Genomic DNA, 16108 nt, shown 5'->3' with positions numbered 1-16108 from the left:
GGGTCAGTCCGTGCGGGCCCAGAAGTCGTACGGATCGCTCCCCGGCCGGAATCCGCAGGCCCCGGCCATGGCCGCCGCCTCCCGGAATCCGTGGGCGACCAGGTCGGGCGCGTGGGCGTCGCTGCCGAACGCGACCGCCTCCCCGCCCTCCTCGTGCCACCACCGCAGGATGGCCGGATCCAGCGGCAGCCTCGTGTTGATCTCCAGGACCCGGCCGGAGCGGGCGGTCGCCCGCAGCGCGGCCCGGAACTCCTCCTCAAAAGCCCGCGGCTCGAACGGCCCGGCCGTCCGCTCCGGCCAGGACCGCACCGGGTAGTCGATGTGGGCCAGCACGGCGAACACCTCGCTCTGCGCGACGAGCGTGACGATCTCGGCCAGATACTCCCGCACGACCTCGGCCGCGGCCCGCCGCCCGTACTGGCCGGGTGGTTCGGCGAAGCCATCACCTGAGGGGAACGGCAGGCAGTGCAGGGAGCCGAGCACCCGATCGAAACGTCCCGCGCCGAGCAGTTTGGCCACGGCCTCGGCGTGCCAGTGCGGCTCGCCCACCTCCATCCCGCTCAAGATGCGCAGGTCGGGGAAACGTTCGCGGCACCTCTCGATCGCCTCCAGATAGCCGCTCGCGTCGAACGCCGGAGGGGTCAGCAGCCCTCCGGAGGTGAAGGACGCCAGGTGCGCGTCGCCGAGGACGTCGGGGGTGACGGACCAGACCGTGTGATCCACGTGCTCGGTGAAGGCGATCGACGGCAGCCCGAGCTCCCGCGCCCGCGCGCAGGAACGCTCCATCGCGCCCACCGGAGTGTCCCAGGACCACTCGCTGTGCACGTGGCCGTCCGAAGGTAACGTCACCGATCCTCCATCGTCTCCGGTACGCGTTGATCATCCCGTCCCTGGTCATGCCCGCCTCGGGCCCCGCCCATTCCGGGCCTTCCTCTCGGGTGGCGCGTTCGCCTGACATGTGGCGCGAAGATGATGACGCGAAGATGATGACACTGGCCAAAGGAGGTGCGATGGCGCTGGAGAACGAGAACCGGACGTCGGACTCGCCGTACATCGAGCGGGTCTACCGCAGTGAGGGCGCCATCACGGCCGCGCGGATGCGTTCGGTCGCGAACCCGAACTGGGAGCTGGTGATCTGGGAGGATCGCGGGCGCGTGCACGCCGCGATCCGGGGGCCGGAGACCAGGCCGACCACGGTGGGGTACATCCCCGAGGGGCGCACGTTCGGCATCGTCTTCGCCCATGGCACGTCCATGCCCCACCTGCCGGTCCCGCGCCTGGTCGACTCGGCCGTACTGGCCCGGCACGCCACCTCGGACCTGCTGGTGCTGCGCGGCCAGGAGTGGGAGCTGCCGGACTACGGCAACGCCGAGGACTTCGTGGAACATATCGTGCGCGCCGGGATCCTGGTGCGCGACCCGCTGGTGAGCGACGTGGTCGCGGGCGATGACGTGCCCAAACCGAGCGCCCGCTCGGTGCAGCGCCGCGTGGTCGCCGCGACCGGGCTGACGCAGGGGGCGATCCGGCAGATCGAGCGCGCCCGGCAGGCGGCCGTGCTGCTCGCGGAGGGCGTGCCGGCGCTGGAGGTGGTGCACCGGCTCGGATACTACGACCAGCCGCACCTGGCCCGCTCACTCACCCGCTTCCTCGGCCGCACCGCCACCGAACTGCAGCGCCCGGATCCTGACGAGCCGCTGTCGCTGCTGTACGAGAACCTCCCGTAGAGGGGTTCAATGCCCGGCCGTGGCCGGTAATCAACGGGGGTCATCGCGCCACGCCTGGTGGGTCATCGTGGGCCGGTCTATCCAGGTCGCAGAGTCACGCGACCGATGAGGAGCCGACCATGAACCCCATCTCCCGCCTCGCCCGGCGCAGGCGCCCGCTGGCGATCGCCGCCGCCGTCACCGTCATCGGCGGCGGCTTCCTGGCCGTCCACCCCGCCCTGGCCGATCGGTGCGAACCGGAACAGGAGATCGTCTGCCCCGACGAGGGATCCGAACCCGTCTGGGAGGAGACCGGCGGCACAGAGCCGGAGGAGGAGCCCACCGTCGAAGAGCCCACTGCCGAAGATTCTCCCGGGGACTACGATTCCGTCCTGGACGCCGCCCCCGCCGTCCAGGACGAGCCGGGCCCGTGGGGGCCGAAGATCCGCGCCGCGATCAACCTCACCGGCTGGGCGCTGGAGAACAGGCGCGAATGCGACGACGCCGTGAGCGGCCGCGCGGGCCGCGCATCCACCGTCTTCGCCGCCCTGGTCGAAGACCGGCGCATCCTCAACTACACCGATCGCACCAACAGCGAACGCCCGGGAAGCCCGGCGAGCGCGGCCGGAAGGGGCACCGGCGGCACCATCTACCTCTTCCGCCCGTGGCTGTCGGCGCAGGCGGCCACGGACTTCCACCGCGGCTCGGGCGTCAGGCTGAACGACGACGGCTGGCGCGCGGTGATCCTGCTGCACGAACTGGGCCACCTGACCCGCGGGCTCGCCTCCGACCACTCCAACATGCGCACGTGGGAGCCCCGGGCCCTGGCCAGGTGCCTGCTGTAAAACCTGCGGGTCTCAGGACTCCAGGAAGTGCAGGACGGCCAGCACCCGGCGGCTGTAGCCGGACGCGTGCGACAGGTTCAGCTTGTCGAACAGGGAGTTGACGTGCTTCTCCACCGCGCTCTGCGACACGTGCAGCGCCTGCGCGATCGAGGCGTTGGTCAGCCCCTGGGCCATGCGTTCCAGCACCTCACGCTCGCGCGCCGTCAACCGGGCCAGCGGGTCCACCTGCGTCGTACGCGCCAGCAACTGCCGCACCACCTCCGGGTCGAACGCCGCCCCGCCCGCGCCCACCCGCTCCAGCGCGTCCAGGAAGTCGCCGACCTGCCCGACCCGGTCCTTCAGCAGGTAGCCCACGCCTTCGACGTCGGAGCTGATCAGCTCGGTGGCGTAGCGTTTCTCGACGTACTGCGACAGGACCAGCACCTTGACCGCCGGCCAGCGGCGCCGGATCTCCAGCGCCGCCCGCAGCCCTTCGTCGGTGTGGGTCGGCGGCATGCGCACGTCCACCACCACGATGTCCGGCTCGTGCTCGGCCACCGCCGCGACCAGTGCCTGCCCGTCGCTGACGGCGGCGGGCACCTGGTGGCCCTCCTCCAGCAGCAGCCGTACCAGGCCCTCGCGCAGCAGCGTGGAGTCCTCGGCGAGGATCACCCGCACGGCAGCACCGCCGTGATCGTCGTGGGCCCGCCGGCCGGGCTGTCCACCGCGAAGCTGCCGTCCAAGGCCGCAGCCCGCCCGGCCAGCCCCGACAGGCCGCTCCCGCTCGCGCGGGCGCCGCCCACGCCGTCGTCGCGCACCCGTACGAGCACCGCCGCGTCCTCCTCGTGCACCTCGACCGTGATGAGCGTGGCGCCGGAGTGTTTGGCCGCGTTCGTCACCGCCTCGCACACCACGAAGTAGGCCGCCGTCTCCACCGCCATCGGCGGCCGCCCCTGGAGCCGGCAATCCACCCTGACCGGCACGCCGGAGCGTTCCGCCACCCCGGCCAGCGCCTCGGCCAGGCCGAGCGAGTCCAGCCCGCTCGGGTAGGCGCGCCAGGCCACCTCGCGCAGCTCGGCCAGCGCCCGCTGGGCCTCCTCGTGGGCCTGTTCCAGCAGTTCCGGCCGGCCGCGCCGGGAGCGGCCGATCAGCATCGACAGCGCCACCAGCCGCTGCTGCAGCCCGTCGTGCAGGTCACGCTCGATCCTGCGCCGCTCGGAGTCCACGGCGGCGACGATCCCGGCCCGGCTCTCCGCCAGTTCGGTGATGCGGCGCTGCAGCGCCTCGGTGGGGTCGGGGCCGAGCATGCGCAGCGCCAGCAGGCGTTCCAGCGCGTGCACCCCGACCAGGCCGGACAGGACCAGGAACAGCGCCACGACGCCGGTGATGCCCAGGTAGGCGGCCAGCGGCGCCGAGGGCGCCATCCCGTCGTACGGCAGGCCCTGCCCCCAGGCGAGCGTGAAGCGCACCCCGGTCCAGATCCCGAACCCCAGCACCGTGAGCACCAGGCCGCCCAGCACCCCGACGGGCGCCCGCGCGGCCAGGTACCCGGTCGCCCGGTGGCCGCGCCCCTCCGCCAGCGCGTCCAGCGCCGTCAGGTCCAGGCGCAGGCGGCGGGCCTCCAGGCGGGCCAGCCGCCGGGCGGAGGCCCGCACGTTCGGGTTGCCCAGGAAGGGCAGGGTGAGCAGCAGGTACACCAGGTCGACCAGTGCGGTGAGTGCGCCCAGCGCCACCGCGCCGGCCAGGCGCAGCCCCTCAGCGGCGGTGCGCATGCCTCCCCTTGCGCCGCTCGGCCAGACGAACCACGACGAAGATCACGACCGCGAGCACCACCAGGCCGAGCACCACCTTGCTGCCGACGCCGACGTAGGTCTCCACCAGGTGCCACTGCTCGCCGAGCAGGTAGCCGGCCATCACGAAGATGGTGTTCCAGATGAGGCTTCCGGCGGTCGTGAGCAGCGTGAACATGGGCAGCGGCATCCGTTCCACCCCCGCGGGGATGGAGATGAGGCTGCGGAAGATGGGGATCATCCGGCCGAAGAAGACGGTCTTACCGCCGTGACGGTGGAAGAACGCCTCCGTCTTCTCGATGTCGGAGAGCTTGATGAGGGGGAGCTTACCGGCGATGGCCAGCGTGCGTTCGCGCCCGAGCAGGGCGCCGACCCAGTACAACGCCAGCGCTCCGATCACGGAGCCCAGCGTGGTGAAGATGAGCACCTCGACCAGGTCCATCTCGCCCTGGCTCGCGGTGAAGCCGGCGAGCGGCAGGATCACCTCGCTGGGCAGGGGCGGGAACAGGTTCTCCAGCGCGATCGCGAGACCCGCCCCGGGTGCCCCGAGGCTCTCCATTAGTCCAACCAGCCAATCAGTCATGAGATCAAGGCTATGGAAGATCCTGGAAAATGCGGAATGAAGCTACTGCCCGATATAGCACTGTGGTAAACCACACCCCCCATGTACCGTACACTGTACGGCCGTGAGCTCTTCAACGGATCTGGTACGGCATGCGGCAGTGTTCCAACCCGGCGACCCACCCAGGTCAGGGCACATCGCCTTCCTCAACACCGACAGAGGTCCCGGCGGAGGTCCCGGCGGCGACGGGCGGGTCACGATAGCCGAAGAACACGACGGCCGGATCATCGTCCGGCCCGCGGCAGCCACCCTCGTCCCGATCGCCGACGCGGTCGCCGCGCTGGCCAGAGCCCGGATGGATCCGGCGGCCCACCCAGCCGCCCGTTTCTGGGGCGCGGCGGCGCTCATCGCGCTGCAACTCGTGACCCGGGGCCGCATCCTGCCGGGGGTGACGCCGGGCGGGCACGACTCGTGGCGCGCGGGGCCGCTGGACGCCGCCGACGCCCAGCGCGTACGCGAACTGGCCGCCGCCATGCCCGCCACCGCCCGCGCCATCCCCCTCGACCCCGCACCGGCCCCCGACGACCTGCTGCTGCCGGACGCCGAGACCCTGCTGCGCGCCTTCCTGGACGCCGTGGCCGACGCCATGCCGCGCTCCCCCGGCGCCGTGCGCGCCACCGGCACCACCGCCTTCGCCGCCGTCAAACCCGTCAAGGTCCCCCACCTACGCCGCTGGGCCGAGGAGGTCTCGGCCGGGCTCGACGCCGGCGTGCGGCTGTCGCTGCGCCTGGAGGCGGAGTTCGGGGAGGGCGGCCCCGACACCGAGTTCCGTGCCGTCGCCCAGTTCCACAGCCTGGCCGACCCCTCCCTCGTCGTGGACGCGGCCGACCTGTGGCAGGGCCGCGACCCCGGCCTCGGTGCCCGCGCCAGGATCGAGGCCACCCTCGCCGTACGCCGCGCCGCCCGCGCCTGGCCCCGCCTGGAACGGCTGCTCGACAGCGCCGTGCCCGACGAGCTCACCCTCACCGACGCCGACGTCGAAGACCTCCTGGCCGGCGCCGCCGACCGGCTGGCCGCCGCCGGCGTGGACGTGCACTGGCCCAAGTCCCTCGTACGCGGCCTCAGCGCCCGCGCCGTCGTCGGCGAGCGCGACGCCGCACCCTCCGACCTGCCCTCCTTCCTCGGCGGCCAGCACCTGACCAGCTTCGACTGGCAGCTCGCCCTCGGCGGCGAACGCCTGACCGCCGAGGAGATGGACCGCCTCGCCGAGGCCCACCGCCCCGTCGTACGGCTGCGCGACCAGTGGCTGCTCATCGACCCCGACCTGGCCCGCAAGGCCCGCCGGCGCGACCTCAAGCCGCTGACCGGCATCGAGGCCCTCGGCGCCGCGCTGACCGGCACGGTCGAGGTCGAGGGCGAGCAGGTGCCCGTCGAGCCCACCGCCTGGCTGCGGGACCTGCGCGAACGCCTGGCCGAGCCCGCCGACGTCGGCCCGCCGCCGGGCCTGGCCGCCACCCTGCGCGACTACCAGCTCGCCGGGCTGCGCTGGCTGGCCAGGATGACCTCGCTCGGTTTGGGCGCCTGCCTGGCCGACGACATGGGCCTGGGCAAGACGATCACGCTGATCGCGCTGCAGCTGCACCGCGCCGCCGAGGGGGCCGGGCCCGCGCTCGTGGTCTGTCCCGCCTCGCTGCTGGGCAACTGGGAGCGCGAGATCACCAGGTTCGCGCCGGGGGTGCCGGTACGCCGCTACCACGGCAGCAGCCGCGAACCGGCCGCCGAGGGCTTCGTGCTCACCACGTACGCCACCATGCGCCTGGACGCGGCCCGCCTGGCCGCCCACCCGTGGGGGCTGCTGGTCGCCGACGAGGCGCAGCACGTCAAGAACCCCGCCTCCGGCACCGCCAAGGCGCTGCGCGAGATCCCCGCCGCCGCCCGCGTCGCCCTGACCGGCACCCCCGTGGAGAACAACCTGTCGGAGCTGTGGGCCATCCTCGACTGGACCACGCCGGGCCTGCTCGGCCCGCTGGCCAGGTTCAGGTCGCGGTGGGCCAAACCCGTCGAGTCCGGCGACGGCGAGACGGCCGGGCGGCTGTCGCGGCTGGTCGGGCCGTTCCTGCTGCGCCGCCGCAAGAGCGACCCCGGCATCGCCCCCGAACTGCCGCCCAAGACCGAGACCGACCGGCCCGTCGCGCTCACCACCGAGCAGGCCGGCCTGTACGAGGCCGTCGTACGCGAGATCATGACCCAGATCGCCTCCGCGAGCGGCATGGCCAGGCGCGGCCTGATCGTCAAGCTGCTGACCGGCCTCAAACAGATCTGCAACCACCCCGCCCAGTATCTGCACGAGAGCGGCCCGCGCCTGCCCGGCCGCTCGGGCAAGCTCGAACTGCTCGACGAGCTGATCGACACCATCGTGGCCGAGGACGGCGCCGTGCTGGTCTTCACCCAGTACGTCGCCATGGCCCGCCTGCTGGAACGCCACCTGGCCGAGCGCGGCGTGACCACCCAGCTCCTGCACGGCGGCACCCCCGTGCCCCGCCGCGAGGAGATGGTCCAGCGCTTCCAGGACGGCCGCGTCCCGGTGTTCCTGCTGTCGCTCAAGGCCGCCGGCACCGGGCTGAACCTCACCCGCGCCGACCACGTCATCCACTACGACCGCTGGTGGAACCCGGCCGTGGAGGACCAGGCCACCGACCGCGCCTACCGCATCGGCCAGACCAGGCCCGTGCAGGTGCACCGCCTCATCGCCGAGGGCACGATCGAGGACCGCATCGCCGAGATGCTGGTCGCCAAGCGTTCGCTCGCCGACGCCGTGCTGGCCTCGGGCGAGGCGGCGCTCACCGAGCTGACCGACGCCGAACTCGCCGCCCTGGTGGAGCTGCGATGACCCCCCTGGAGCCCCGATGACCGACGCCCGCGGATTCGCCGCCTTCCCCCGCCAGCGCGCCGGCGCCCGTTTCGCCACCTCCTGGTGGGGACGCGCCTGGGTGCAGGCCATGGAGGACACCTCCCTGGACCACAACCTGCTGCGCAAGGGCCGCGCGTACGCCAAGACCGGCCGGCTCGGCCCCATCACCGTCAGCCCCGGCCGCATCGCCGCCGTCGCCGAGACCGAGTACGACGTCGTGGTCCGCGTCGAGCAGCTCACCGAAGCCGCCTGGGAACGCTTCCTGGATCAGGTGGCCGCCAAGGCCGGGCACATCGCCGCGCTGCTCGACCGGGACATGCCGCACGAACTGGTCGAGGCCGCCGAGGACGCCGCCGTGCCGCTGTTGCCCGCCGTCGGCGACCTGGAGCCCGAATGTCCCTGCCCCGACTGGGGGCACCCGTGCGAGCACGCCGCCGCCCTGTGCTATCAGGCGTCGTGGCTGCTGGACGCCGACCCGTTCGTGCTGCTGCTGATGCGCGGACGCGGCGAGCGCGACCTCATCGACGCCCTCCAGCTACGCCAGGCCCCCGCCGCCGAACCGGCCGGGGTGCCGGTCGTGCCGGCGTATGCGGTGGGGGTGCCGCCGCTGCCCGGGCCGCCCCCGTACGACGTCGCCTACACCCCACCCGCCCTGGAACCGTCCCTTTCCACGAACGCCGCTGTGGACGTCGCGGCCCTGGCCGTGCTGGCCGCCTCGGCCGCCGCCCGGGCCCGCGACCTGCTGCTGCGCGGCGAACTGCCGGACCTGACCGAACACCAGGACCACATCAGGCTGGCCGCCGACCACGACCTCGCCACCGGCCCCGAGCAGGCCGTCCAGGCGTGGCGGTACGGCGGCGCCGACGGCCTGGACGCCCTCGAACGCGCCTGGACCCCGCCCCGCCGCGACCTGGCCAGGGCGCAGGCGCTGCTGGAGTCCGGCTGGGAGGGCGAGAGCCCGCCACGGGTGGAGGCGTGGCGCAACCGCTGGACCCTCGGCCCCCTGCAACTGCGCTACGGCCGCGACGGCCGCTGGTACCCCTTCACGCTGCGCGAGGGCGAGTGGTGCCCGTCGGGCCCGCCGGAACGCGACCCCTCGGCCCTGCTCACCTGACCGGAACCGCCCCGGGAGCGGCCAGGACGCGCCGCTCACCCGGGGCGGGGACCCTGGTCAGGGCGATGGCCGCCTCATACGCTCAGGGTCCGGCGGAAGGGGCGGAGGTGACCGGCAGCGGCCTGCAAGGTGATCCCGCCCATCTGGCCACCCGATTAGGAGCAGCCATGAAACCCGACACGATCGTCCTGATCCACGGCTTCTGGGTCACCCCACGGAGCTGGGAGCACTGGATCACCCGCTACGAGGCCAGGGGCTTCCGTGTCCTGGCCCCCGCCTACCCCGGCTTCGAGGTCGAGGTGGAAGCGCTCAACGCCGACCCCTCGCCGATCGAGCGGGTCACCGTGCCGCAGATCATCGAGTCCCTGGAGACGTTGATTCGCGGTCTGGAGAACCCGCCGATCATCATGGGCCACTCCGCCGGGGGCGTGTTCACCCAGATCCTGCTCGACCACGGCTTCGGGGCCGCCGGGGTGGCCATCAACTCCGCACCGACCGAAGGCGTGCAGGTGATCCCGCTGTCGCAGATCAAGGCCACCTTCCCGGTGCTGAAGAACCCGGCCAACCGGCACAAGGCGGTCGGCTTCACCTACGACCAGTGGCGTTACGCCTTCACCAACACCTTCCCCGAGGAGGAGGCTCGCGCCACCTACGAGCGCTACCACATCCCGGCCTCCGGGCACATCTTCTGGGGCAGCGCTCTGGCCAACATCCACCCGGGCAAGGACGACAACTGGGTCAACTACCACAACGACCAGCGCAAGCCGCTGCTGTTCATCGCCGGCGAGCACGACAACCTCATGCCGCCCAAGATCCAGCGGTCCAACGCCAAGCACTACAAGGCGGCCGGCACGCTCACCGAGGTGGTCGAGTATCCGGGCCGGGCGCACCTCATGCCCGCCGAGAAGGGCTGGGAGGAGATCGCCGACCACGCCCTGGACTGGGCGCTCAAACACGCCGGCTGAGTGAGCGGGAGGTCCGGCGCGGCCCTGCCGCCCCGCCGGACCTCCGCCCATGCCCGGGACCCGGGGGCGCTGCGCGACAGCCTGCGCCGGCTCCCCGCAGGCGTCCCCGCAGGCGTCGCCGTGTGGCCACCGTCCGCCGAGTTCCGGGCACAGTCGGCGTGTGACCGTCGGCCGCCGAATCCCGGTCACATCTGCCCCCGCCCGCGTGTCTCCCTGTCGGACCCCCCATGTTGACCGGGGGCGAGACTGAGAGGGCAGGACATGGCACACGTTGTGATCATCGGAGGCGGTTTCGCGGGCGTGTGGAGCGCGGCGGGGGCGGCCCTGGCCCGCGCGAAAGCGGAAACCGAAGCGGAAGCGGCGCGGCGCCACGGAGACGCCGCAGCCGCCCGGGCCGCGTCGGCTCGCGCAGGCGCTGACCTGCGCATCACGCTCATCGCGCCGAACGAGCACCTGGTGCTCCGGCCCCGCCTGTACGAGCCGGAACCCGACCAGGCCAAGGTGGACCTCCGCAGAATCCTCGGACCGATCGGCGTCGAGCACCTGCGGGCCTCGGTGAGCACGATCGACACCGGCCGCCGGGTGGTGGTGGCCGGTGGCGAGGAGATCGCCTACGACCGCCTGGTGCTGGCGGCGGGCAGCAAGCTGGCGCGCCCCCGCGCCCTGCCCGGCGCCGAACGGCTCTTCGACATCGACACCCTGGACGGAGCCCGGCGGCTCACCGACCACCTGCGCGACCGGGAGGGCTACTCCGCCGTGGTCGTCGGCGCCGGATTCACCGGCCTGGAGGCGGCGACCGCGCTGGCCGCACGCGGCCGGGTGCTGCTGGTGGACCGCTCGCGGGTGGTCGGCGCGCAACTCGGTCCCGGCCCGCGCGAGGAGATCGAGGCGGCGCTGGACGAGCTGGGCATCGAACGCCGCCTCGGGACGACGGTGACGGAGGTGGGCGACGGGTACGCCCTGCTCTCCGACGGAACCCGGGCCGAGGCGGACGTGGTGGTCTGGTCGGCGGGCATGCGGGCCAGCGAGCTCACCCGGCAGATCTCCGCCGAAGCCGGACTCGACCACCTCGGCCGGGTGCCGGTGGACCGCCACCTGCGCGCCCTCCCCGGCGTGTTCGCCGCCGGGGACACCGCCGCGGCGGCGTTCGACGCCGAGCACACGGTCATGCAGGCGTGCCAGCACGCCACCCCGCTCGGCAAGGTCGCCGGGTACAACGCGGCGGCCGACCTGCTCGGCGTGCCGCCGCGCGACTTCACCCCCGGCCCGTACGTCACCTGCCTGGACCTGGGCGGCGCCGGCGCGGTCTTCACCCGGGGCTGGGACCGCAGGGTGATGGCCTCGGGGGCGGCGGGCGCGGACATCAAGAAGCTGGTCAACCAGTACATCCATCCGCCGGTGGACGACGCCTCGCAGATCCTCGCCGCCGCCGATCGGGTCAGCATCGAGCTGCCGTTCTTCCCCCGTTCCGAAGCCGCTTGAAGAACGGGGAACAGGCTAGTTCGGTGCCCGGAAGCCGCCGATCCGCTGCTCGAGCAGTTCGGCCAGCCGCAGCGGGGTGCGGTCCTCGAACATCGGGCCGATGAGCTGCACGCCGACCGGCAGGCCCTCGGGGGACCGATCCGCGGGTATGGCGGTGGCGGGCAGGCCGGGCATGGTGGCCAGGCCGGCCCAGGCGAGCTGGTCGAAGTACGGGTACCCGGCGCCGTCGATGTCGAGCCGCCGCTCCATGGGATTGGGGCTGTGGTCGTGCGGGAACGCGGGTGTCGGCGTGATCGGGCACACCACGGCGTCGAACTCGGCGAACAACTGCCGCCAGCCGTGGCGGTGGGCCTCACGGCGGTTGTCCGCCTCCATCCAGTCGCGGTGGCTGAAGACCAGGGCGCGCTGCCGTACGGCGTCAAGGCTCTGGTCGTCCGCGCTCAGTGCGGCGGCGCGGGTCCGTAGCCGCTCGTACGAATCGATGGGAAAACGCGCGACGGAGCCGGAGATCAGCAACCGCATGTAGAGCGTCGCGGCTTCGGCCAGATCGGGCAGCAGCGGACTGTGCCGTTCGACGCGGGCGCCGCCATCGGCGAGCGCGGCGGCCACCCGGTTCACGCCCGCCCGCACGGCGGAGCCGGTCGGCAGGAGCGGATGCTCGTCGAGGATCAGGACCCGGAAGTCGCGCAGCCGTTCGTGACGGGCGGGCGGCAGCGCCAGACGGTGCGCCATGCCGTGCGTCAGCGGGTCCGGTCCGGCCATGACGTCGAGCAGGAGCGTGAGGTCGCGGGCGGTGCGCGCCATCGGGCCGACGACGGCGAGGTCGAGGTCGACCGGCCATGCCGGTTCCGACGGCGCGACCATACCGCGGGTGGCCGCCAGTCCGAGCGTCGGCTTGTGGGCGTACACGCCGCAGAAATGCGCGGGGGTGCGCAGCGAGCCGGCGAGGTCGGAGCCGATGGACAGCGCGCCGAACCCGGACGCCAGGGCCGCCGCCGACCCGCCGGAGGATCCGCCCGCCGTGCGCCCGTGGTCCCACGGGTTGGCGGTGGTGCCGTAGATCTCGTTGAAGCTCTGGATGTCCTGCAGCCCCAGCGGCACATTGGTCTTGCCGAGCACCACCGCGCCCGCGGCCTTGAGCCGCGACACCTGTACGGCGTCCTCGGCCGGCATGTAGTCCCGGTGCGCCGGCATGCCCCAGGTCGTGGGCAGGCCTGCGATGTTGTACGACTCCTTGACCGTCACCGGGATGCCGAGCAGCGGCCGGTCCTCACCACGCGCGCGGGCCCGGTCGGCCTGGTGTGCGGCGGCCCGCGCACGGTCGAAGTCCGGCACGCAGATCGCGTTGATCGCCTCGTCGTCCCGCTCGATACGGGCGATCGCCCCCTCGGTCAGTTCGACCGAGCTCACTTCACCGGTACGCAATGCGGCCGCGAGATCTTCGGCCGCCTTGAAATCCCATTCCATGAAGTGGACTCTAACGGCCTGCCTTAAGTCGCCCGAATCCCCCGGAAAGTCGAAACGGCTGCCTTCACCGGCCGAGACCACCCACCAATTTTGCATAACCCCAGCTCAGCGAGTCAAACGCATGGGCAAGGGCATGAAACCCCGCTTCGCGCAACGAGATGAACGTCTCTTTCTCTCCGGCCATCGACTATTCGCTTGGCCATAGCGCGCGAGGATTGTCCAGTAAGCGGGGTGAAGAGTTTTGAATTTCTTCTGCCTTTCGGGGCGTCAGGAGGCGACGGAGATGACGTGCCGGATGGAGGCGCGGTCGCCCATCAACGCCAGCATGCAGTCGGCCAGGTCGGCGCGGGTCGTGCTCAGCCCGCCCCGCACGGCGAGGTCCCTGGCCGTGCGGTAGCGGTTCGTCCGGCCCGCGTCGGTCAGGCGCGCCGGCCGCACGATCGTCCAGTCGGCGCCGCTGGCCCGCAGCAGCCCCTCCGCCCTGGCCAGGTCGGCGTAGGAGTGGCGGAACAGGCGCTGGATGAGGAAGGGCTTGAGCACGTACCGGGTGAAGGGGCCGTCGCCCGCGTCCGCCTCCAGGCCGCCGGCGCTGACCAGCAGCAGACGGCGGCAGCCCGCCCCGTCCATGGCGGCCAGGATGGCGGCGGTGCTGGCCGAGTGCACGGTGGTGGGGCCGCTGTCGCGGGCGCCCATCGCGCTCAGCACCGCGTCGCGGCCCCGTACGGCCGGCGCGATGGCCTCGGGGTCCATCACGTCGGCCTCGACGACGTCGAGACGGTCGCGCAGTTCGGCGGGCAGGCGGGCGGCGTCGCGTACGACGGCGGTGACCTCGTGGGCCAGGTCCAGCCCCTGCCGCAGGAGCTCCAGGCCGGTGCCGCCGGTCGCTCCGAAGACCGTGATCCTCACGGGTCTGCTCCCTCCAGGACAAGACAGGTAAGTGATCGCTCACCCTATCCGGCGGGTAAGCCGGTCCTTCCTCCGGGCGGCAGGCCGGATCAGGGCGGGGGAAGCCGTCGCACGCTCTGCGGGCCGCTCCGGGCGGGCGTAGGGTGAGGGGAGTACGCGTCCTCGGGATGCGAGGGTTGCGAGGCGGGTGGTCATGGCCGGTGAGCGATGAACGAGCGCTGCGGGTCTGGACGCTGATCGGCGAAGCCGCGGCGGACCGCCATGGCACGGTCGCGGTGCAGGACGCCTGCGTGGCGTGCGTACGGGCGCTGCGGGTGAGCGGGGCCGGGTTGTCGGCGGTCAGCGGCGTACCCGGGCTGCGGCTGGAGCCGGTGCACGTGGTCGGTGAGCTGAGCCGCGGTCTGGCGGAGGCGGAGCTGACCAGCGGGGACGGGCCGTGCGTGGACGCGGTCAGCGAGCGCCGGCCGGTGCTGGTGGCCGACCTGCTCACGGTGGAGGCACAGGCGCGCTGGCCCCTGTTCACCACCCTGGGGCAGGCCGCGCGGGTGCGCGCGGTGTTCGCCTTCCCGTTGCTGGCCGGCACGGTCGTGGCCGGGATATTGGTGTTGTGCCAGGACCGGCCGCGGATGCTGGATGAGGCCGAACAGGCGCGGGCCGGGCTTTTCGCCTCGGCGGCGCTGGCCCTGCTGCTGAGCATGGTCACCATGGACGGCGACGGCGAGGTGCTGGCCGTCGCGGCGCTGGCGCTGGGCCCGCAGATCCACCAGGCCAGCGGCATCGTCGCGATCCAGGCCGACTGCACCGTGGAGCAGGCGCTGCTGCGGCTGCGTGCGTACGCGCTGGCCGCCGACGAGCCGCTGACCGAGGTGGCGCGCCGGGTGGTCGCGCACAGGCTGCGGTTCTCCCCGGCCGGCGGCTGAGGTACGGCGGGCCGACCATTCCCCCCTCTACTTCACGGCGGGAGGGCGGCGTAGGCTGCCGAAGGTGGAAAGTTCCGTGGCTCGCGGCCCGGAACGCCAGGTGGCCGAGGCGTTCATCGCCCTGGCCGACACGCTGGTAACCGGGTTCGACATCATCGAGTTCATGCACAGCCTCGCCGAGCGGTGCGTCGGCCTGCTCGGCGTGAACGCCGCCGGCCTGCTGCTCACCGATCAGCACGACCACCTGCGACTGATGGGCGCCTCCAGCGAGCAGACCCGGCTGCTGGAGCTGTTCCAGCTGCAAAACGACCAAGGGCCGTGCCTGGACTGCTTCCGCACCGGCCGGGCGGTGCACTGCGCCGACCTGACCAGCCCGCCGGCCACGCCCTGGCCGCAGTTCGCCGAACAAGCGGACCGGGCGGGTTTTCGCGCGGTCAGCGCGCTGCCGATGCGGCTGCGCGGCCAGGTCATCGGCGCGATGAACCTGTTCCGCGCCGAGCCCGGCGAGCTGGATGCCGGCACCGCCGCGCTGGCGCAGGCGATGGCCGACATCGCCACCATCGGCCTGTTGCAGGAACGCGCCATCCGCGAGGGCCAGATGTTGTCCGAGCAGCTGCAGCGCGCGCTGTCCAGCCGGGTGGTCATCGAGCAGGCCAAGGGCATGCTCGGCGAGCGGCACACGCTGCCCCTGGAAGATGCCTTCGCGTTGCTGCGCCGGCACGCCCGCAGCCACCGCCTGAACCTGACCGAGCTGGCCCAGGCCGTGGTGGCGCGCACCGCCGACCCGCCGCCGGACGCGGGCGGCAGTCCCGCTCCCCCATCCGCGCAGGGCCCCTGACCCGGCAGTCCGGCGCCCCGCGGTGGCCTGATCAGTGCGGCAACAGGAAGGCCAGCTGCACGATCGTGCCGTGAGGGCCACTGGACAGGCTGCTGTCATCGGCCAACCGGCCGATCAGCCACAGGCCGCGCCCGCCGGTCTCGCGGGGTTCCGGCCGACGGCCGATCGGCCCGCGCAGCCGCGCCCATCTGCGGTATGCCGGCAGCCCCGGCCCGTCGTCGCTGATCTGACAGCACAACAACGTCCGGGTACGCCACAGCCGCACCCGGCCGGACCCGCCGCCATGGTCAACGGCATTGACCGCGCCCTCGTGCACGGCCAGCACGAAATCGTCTCCACGCGCGCCGACCAGTCCGGCCCGCGCGGCCTGCCCGGCCACCGCGTCCCGCAGGCCGGCCAGTTCGTCGAGGGTGAAGTCGCAGGCCAGCAACGCGTGCCGGTCACTGTGGGAAAAAACGGACCAAATGGTCATGTTCCACCACCCTCACATCGGCAGGTCGCCGACGACCCAAGCGTGCCCGCCACAATGCCCACCACAATGCCCGCCACAATGCCCGCCACGGGGTCGCGCCCGGGAGGGGAGACGGCGCATGTCCGTCAACTGGGCCTCGGCGCCGGCCGGCGGC

At 72.8% G+C, this 16108-nt stretch carries 15 protein-coding genes; 8 read left to right on the top strand and 7 right to left on the bottom strand.

All coding sequences use genetic code 11. The features are described from left to right. Positions 1 to 3 precede the first annotated feature (3 nt). Positions 4 to 849 carry a PHP domain-containing protein gene (locus AB0I81_RS29285; protein ID WP_360662926.1) on the bottom strand — a complete coding sequence of 282 codons (846 nt, stop codon included), beginning with the start codon at positions 847 to 849 and terminating at the stop codon, positions 4 to 6. 161 nt (positions 850 to 1010) lie between these two features. Between AB0I81_RS29285 and AB0I81_RS29280 the strand changes: the two genes are divergently transcribed. Together AB0I81_RS29280 and AB0I81_RS29275 are read left to right on the top strand one after the other, a co-directional pair. Beyond that, a complete protein-coding gene (locus AB0I81_RS29280) occupies positions 1011 to 1724 on the top strand; it encodes a helix-turn-helix domain-containing protein (protein ID WP_360662924.1) in 714 nt (237 codons plus the stop codon). A 119-nt stretch (positions 1725 to 1843) separates the two neighbouring features. Further along, positions 1844 to 2548 (top strand): hypothetical protein, encoded by a 705-nt coding sequence (locus AB0I81_RS29275; RefSeq protein WP_360662922.1) that lies wholly within the window; start codon positions 1844 to 1846, stop codon positions 2546 to 2548. Between the two features lie 12 nt (positions 2549 to 2560). Here AB0I81_RS29275 and AB0I81_RS29270 read toward each other — a convergent pair whose 3' ends face one another. The 3 genes from AB0I81_RS29270 to AB0I81_RS29260 are packed head-to-tail and all read right to left on the bottom strand — an operon-like array spanning position 2561 to position 4900. After that, the gene (locus AB0I81_RS29270; RefSeq protein ID WP_360662920.1) at positions 2561 to 3205 is read right to left on the bottom strand and encodes a response regulator transcription factor; all 645 of its coding nucleotides are present in this window, start codon (positions 3203 to 3205) and stop codon (positions 2561 to 2563) included. After that, on the bottom strand, positions 3196 to 4299 hold the full coding sequence (locus AB0I81_RS29265; protein ID WP_360662918.1) for a histidine kinase: 1104 nt from the start codon (positions 4297 to 4299) through the stop codon (positions 3196 to 3198). The genes AB0I81_RS29270 and AB0I81_RS29265 overlap by 10 nt, the downstream gene beginning before the upstream one ends. Then, the gene (locus AB0I81_RS29260; protein WP_360662916.1) at positions 4283 to 4900 is read right to left on the bottom strand and encodes a DedA family protein; all 618 of its coding nucleotides are present in this window, start codon (positions 4898 to 4900) and stop codon (positions 4283 to 4285) included. The genes AB0I81_RS29265 and AB0I81_RS29260 overlap by 17 nt, the downstream gene beginning before the upstream one ends. A gap of 103 nt (positions 4901 to 5003) precedes the next feature. Here AB0I81_RS29260 and AB0I81_RS29255 point away from each other — a divergent pair, with 103 nt between their 5' ends. From AB0I81_RS29255 to AB0I81_RS29240, 4 genes are all read left to right on the top strand, one after another. Continuing rightward, positions 5004 to 7769: a DEAD/DEAH box helicase gene (locus AB0I81_RS29255; protein ID WP_360662914.1), complete on the top strand. Its 2766-nt coding sequence runs from the start codon at positions 5004 to 5006 to the stop codon at positions 7767 to 7769. 16 nt (positions 7770 to 7785) lie between these two features. Beyond that, positions 7786 to 8904: a hypothetical protein gene (locus tag AB0I81_RS29250; RefSeq protein WP_360662912.1), complete on the top strand. Its 1119-nt coding sequence runs from the start codon at positions 7786 to 7788 to the stop codon at positions 8902 to 8904. 167 nt (positions 8905 to 9071) lie between these two features. Then, the gene (locus tag AB0I81_RS29245; RefSeq protein ID WP_360662910.1) at positions 9072 to 9869 is read left to right on the top strand and encodes an alpha/beta hydrolase; all 798 of its coding nucleotides are present in this window, start codon (positions 9072 to 9074) and stop codon (positions 9867 to 9869) included. A gap of 261 nt (positions 9870 to 10130) precedes the next feature. Then, positions 10131 to 11351, top strand: coding sequence for an FAD-dependent oxidoreductase (locus AB0I81_RS29240; RefSeq protein ID WP_360662908.1), 1221 nt, complete (start codon positions 10131 to 10133; stop codon positions 11349 to 11351). A 15-nt stretch (positions 11352 to 11366) separates the two neighbouring features. Here the strand turns inward: AB0I81_RS29240 and AB0I81_RS29235 are convergent, their stop codons facing one another. Together AB0I81_RS29235 and AB0I81_RS29230 are read right to left on the bottom strand one after the other, a co-directional pair. Beyond that, positions 11367 to 12818 carry an amidase gene (locus AB0I81_RS29235; RefSeq protein WP_360662906.1) on the bottom strand — a complete coding sequence of 484 codons (1452 nt, stop codon included), beginning with the start codon at positions 12816 to 12818 and terminating at the stop codon, positions 11367 to 11369. 267 nt (positions 12819 to 13085) lie between these two features. Further along, complete coding sequence (locus AB0I81_RS29230; protein ID WP_360662904.1) at positions 13086 to 13724, bottom strand: NAD(P)H-binding protein; 639 nt, start codon at positions 13722 to 13724, stop codon at positions 13086 to 13088. A gap of 200 nt (positions 13725 to 13924) precedes the next feature. Here AB0I81_RS29230 and AB0I81_RS29225 point away from each other — a divergent pair, with 200 nt between their 5' ends. Next, positions 13925 to 14644, top strand: a complete 720-nt coding sequence (locus tag AB0I81_RS29225; RefSeq protein WP_360662902.1) for a GAF and ANTAR domain-containing protein — start codon at positions 13925 to 13927, stop codon at positions 14642 to 14644. A 64-nt stretch (positions 14645 to 14708) separates the two neighbouring features. Continuing rightward, positions 14709 to 15482, top strand: a complete 774-nt coding sequence (locus tag AB0I81_RS29220; RefSeq protein WP_360662900.1) for a GAF and ANTAR domain-containing protein — start codon at positions 14709 to 14711, stop codon at positions 15480 to 15482. Positions 15483 to 15513: 31 nt separating this feature from the next. Here AB0I81_RS29220 and AB0I81_RS29215 read toward each other — a convergent pair whose 3' ends face one another. Further along, positions 15514 to 15954: an ATP-binding protein gene (locus tag AB0I81_RS29215; protein ID WP_360662898.1), complete on the bottom strand. Its 441-nt coding sequence runs from the start codon at positions 15952 to 15954 to the stop codon at positions 15514 to 15516. Positions 15955 to 16108 lie beyond the last annotated feature (154 nt).

The sequence above is a fragment of the Nonomuraea sp. NPDC050404 genome (genome assembly GCF_040655495.1).
GTDB lineage: Bacteria > Actinomycetota > Actinomycetes > Streptosporangiales > Streptosporangiaceae > Nonomuraea.
Note: the sequence above shows the minus strand (reverse complement) of the source record. Positions and strands in the feature narration are given on the sequence as shown.

What these genes read in the sequence shown, in the direction of transcription:
- AB0I81_RS29280 (WP_360662924.1), top strand. Translation starts at nt 1,011, where the DNA reads ATGGCGCTGGAGAACGAGAACCGGACGTCGGACTCGCCGTACATCGAG.
- AB0I81_RS29265 (WP_360662918.1), bottom strand. Translation starts at nt 4,299, where the DNA reads ATGCGCACCGCCGCTGAGGGGCTGCGCCTGGCCGGCGCGGTGGCGCTG.
- AB0I81_RS29250 (WP_360662912.1), top strand. Translation starts at nt 7,786, where the DNA reads ATGACCGACGCCCGCGGATTCGCCGCCTTCCCCCGCCAGCGCGCCGGC.
- AB0I81_RS29240 (WP_360662908.1), top strand. Translation starts at nt 10,131, where the DNA reads ATGGCACACGTTGTGATCATCGGAGGCGGTTTCGCGGGCGTGTGGAGC.
- AB0I81_RS29260 (WP_360662916.1), bottom strand. Translation starts at nt 4,900, where the DNA reads ATGACTGATTGGCTGGTTGGACTAATGGAGAGCCTCGGGGCACCCGGG.
- AB0I81_RS29215 (WP_360662898.1), bottom strand. Translation starts at nt 15,954, where the DNA reads ATGACCATTTGGTCCGTTTTTTCCCACAGTGACCGGCACGCGTTGCTG.
- AB0I81_RS29275 (WP_360662922.1), top strand. Translation starts at nt 1,844, where the DNA reads ATGAACCCCATCTCCCGCCTCGCCCGGCGCAGGCGCCCGCTGGCGATC.
- AB0I81_RS29245 (WP_360662910.1), top strand. Translation starts at nt 9,072, where the DNA reads ATGAAACCCGACACGATCGTCCTGATCCACGGCTTCTGGGTCACCCCA.
- AB0I81_RS29235 (WP_360662906.1), bottom strand. Translation starts at nt 12,818, where the DNA reads ATGGAATGGGATTTCAAGGCGGCCGAAGATCTCGCGGCCGCATTGCGT.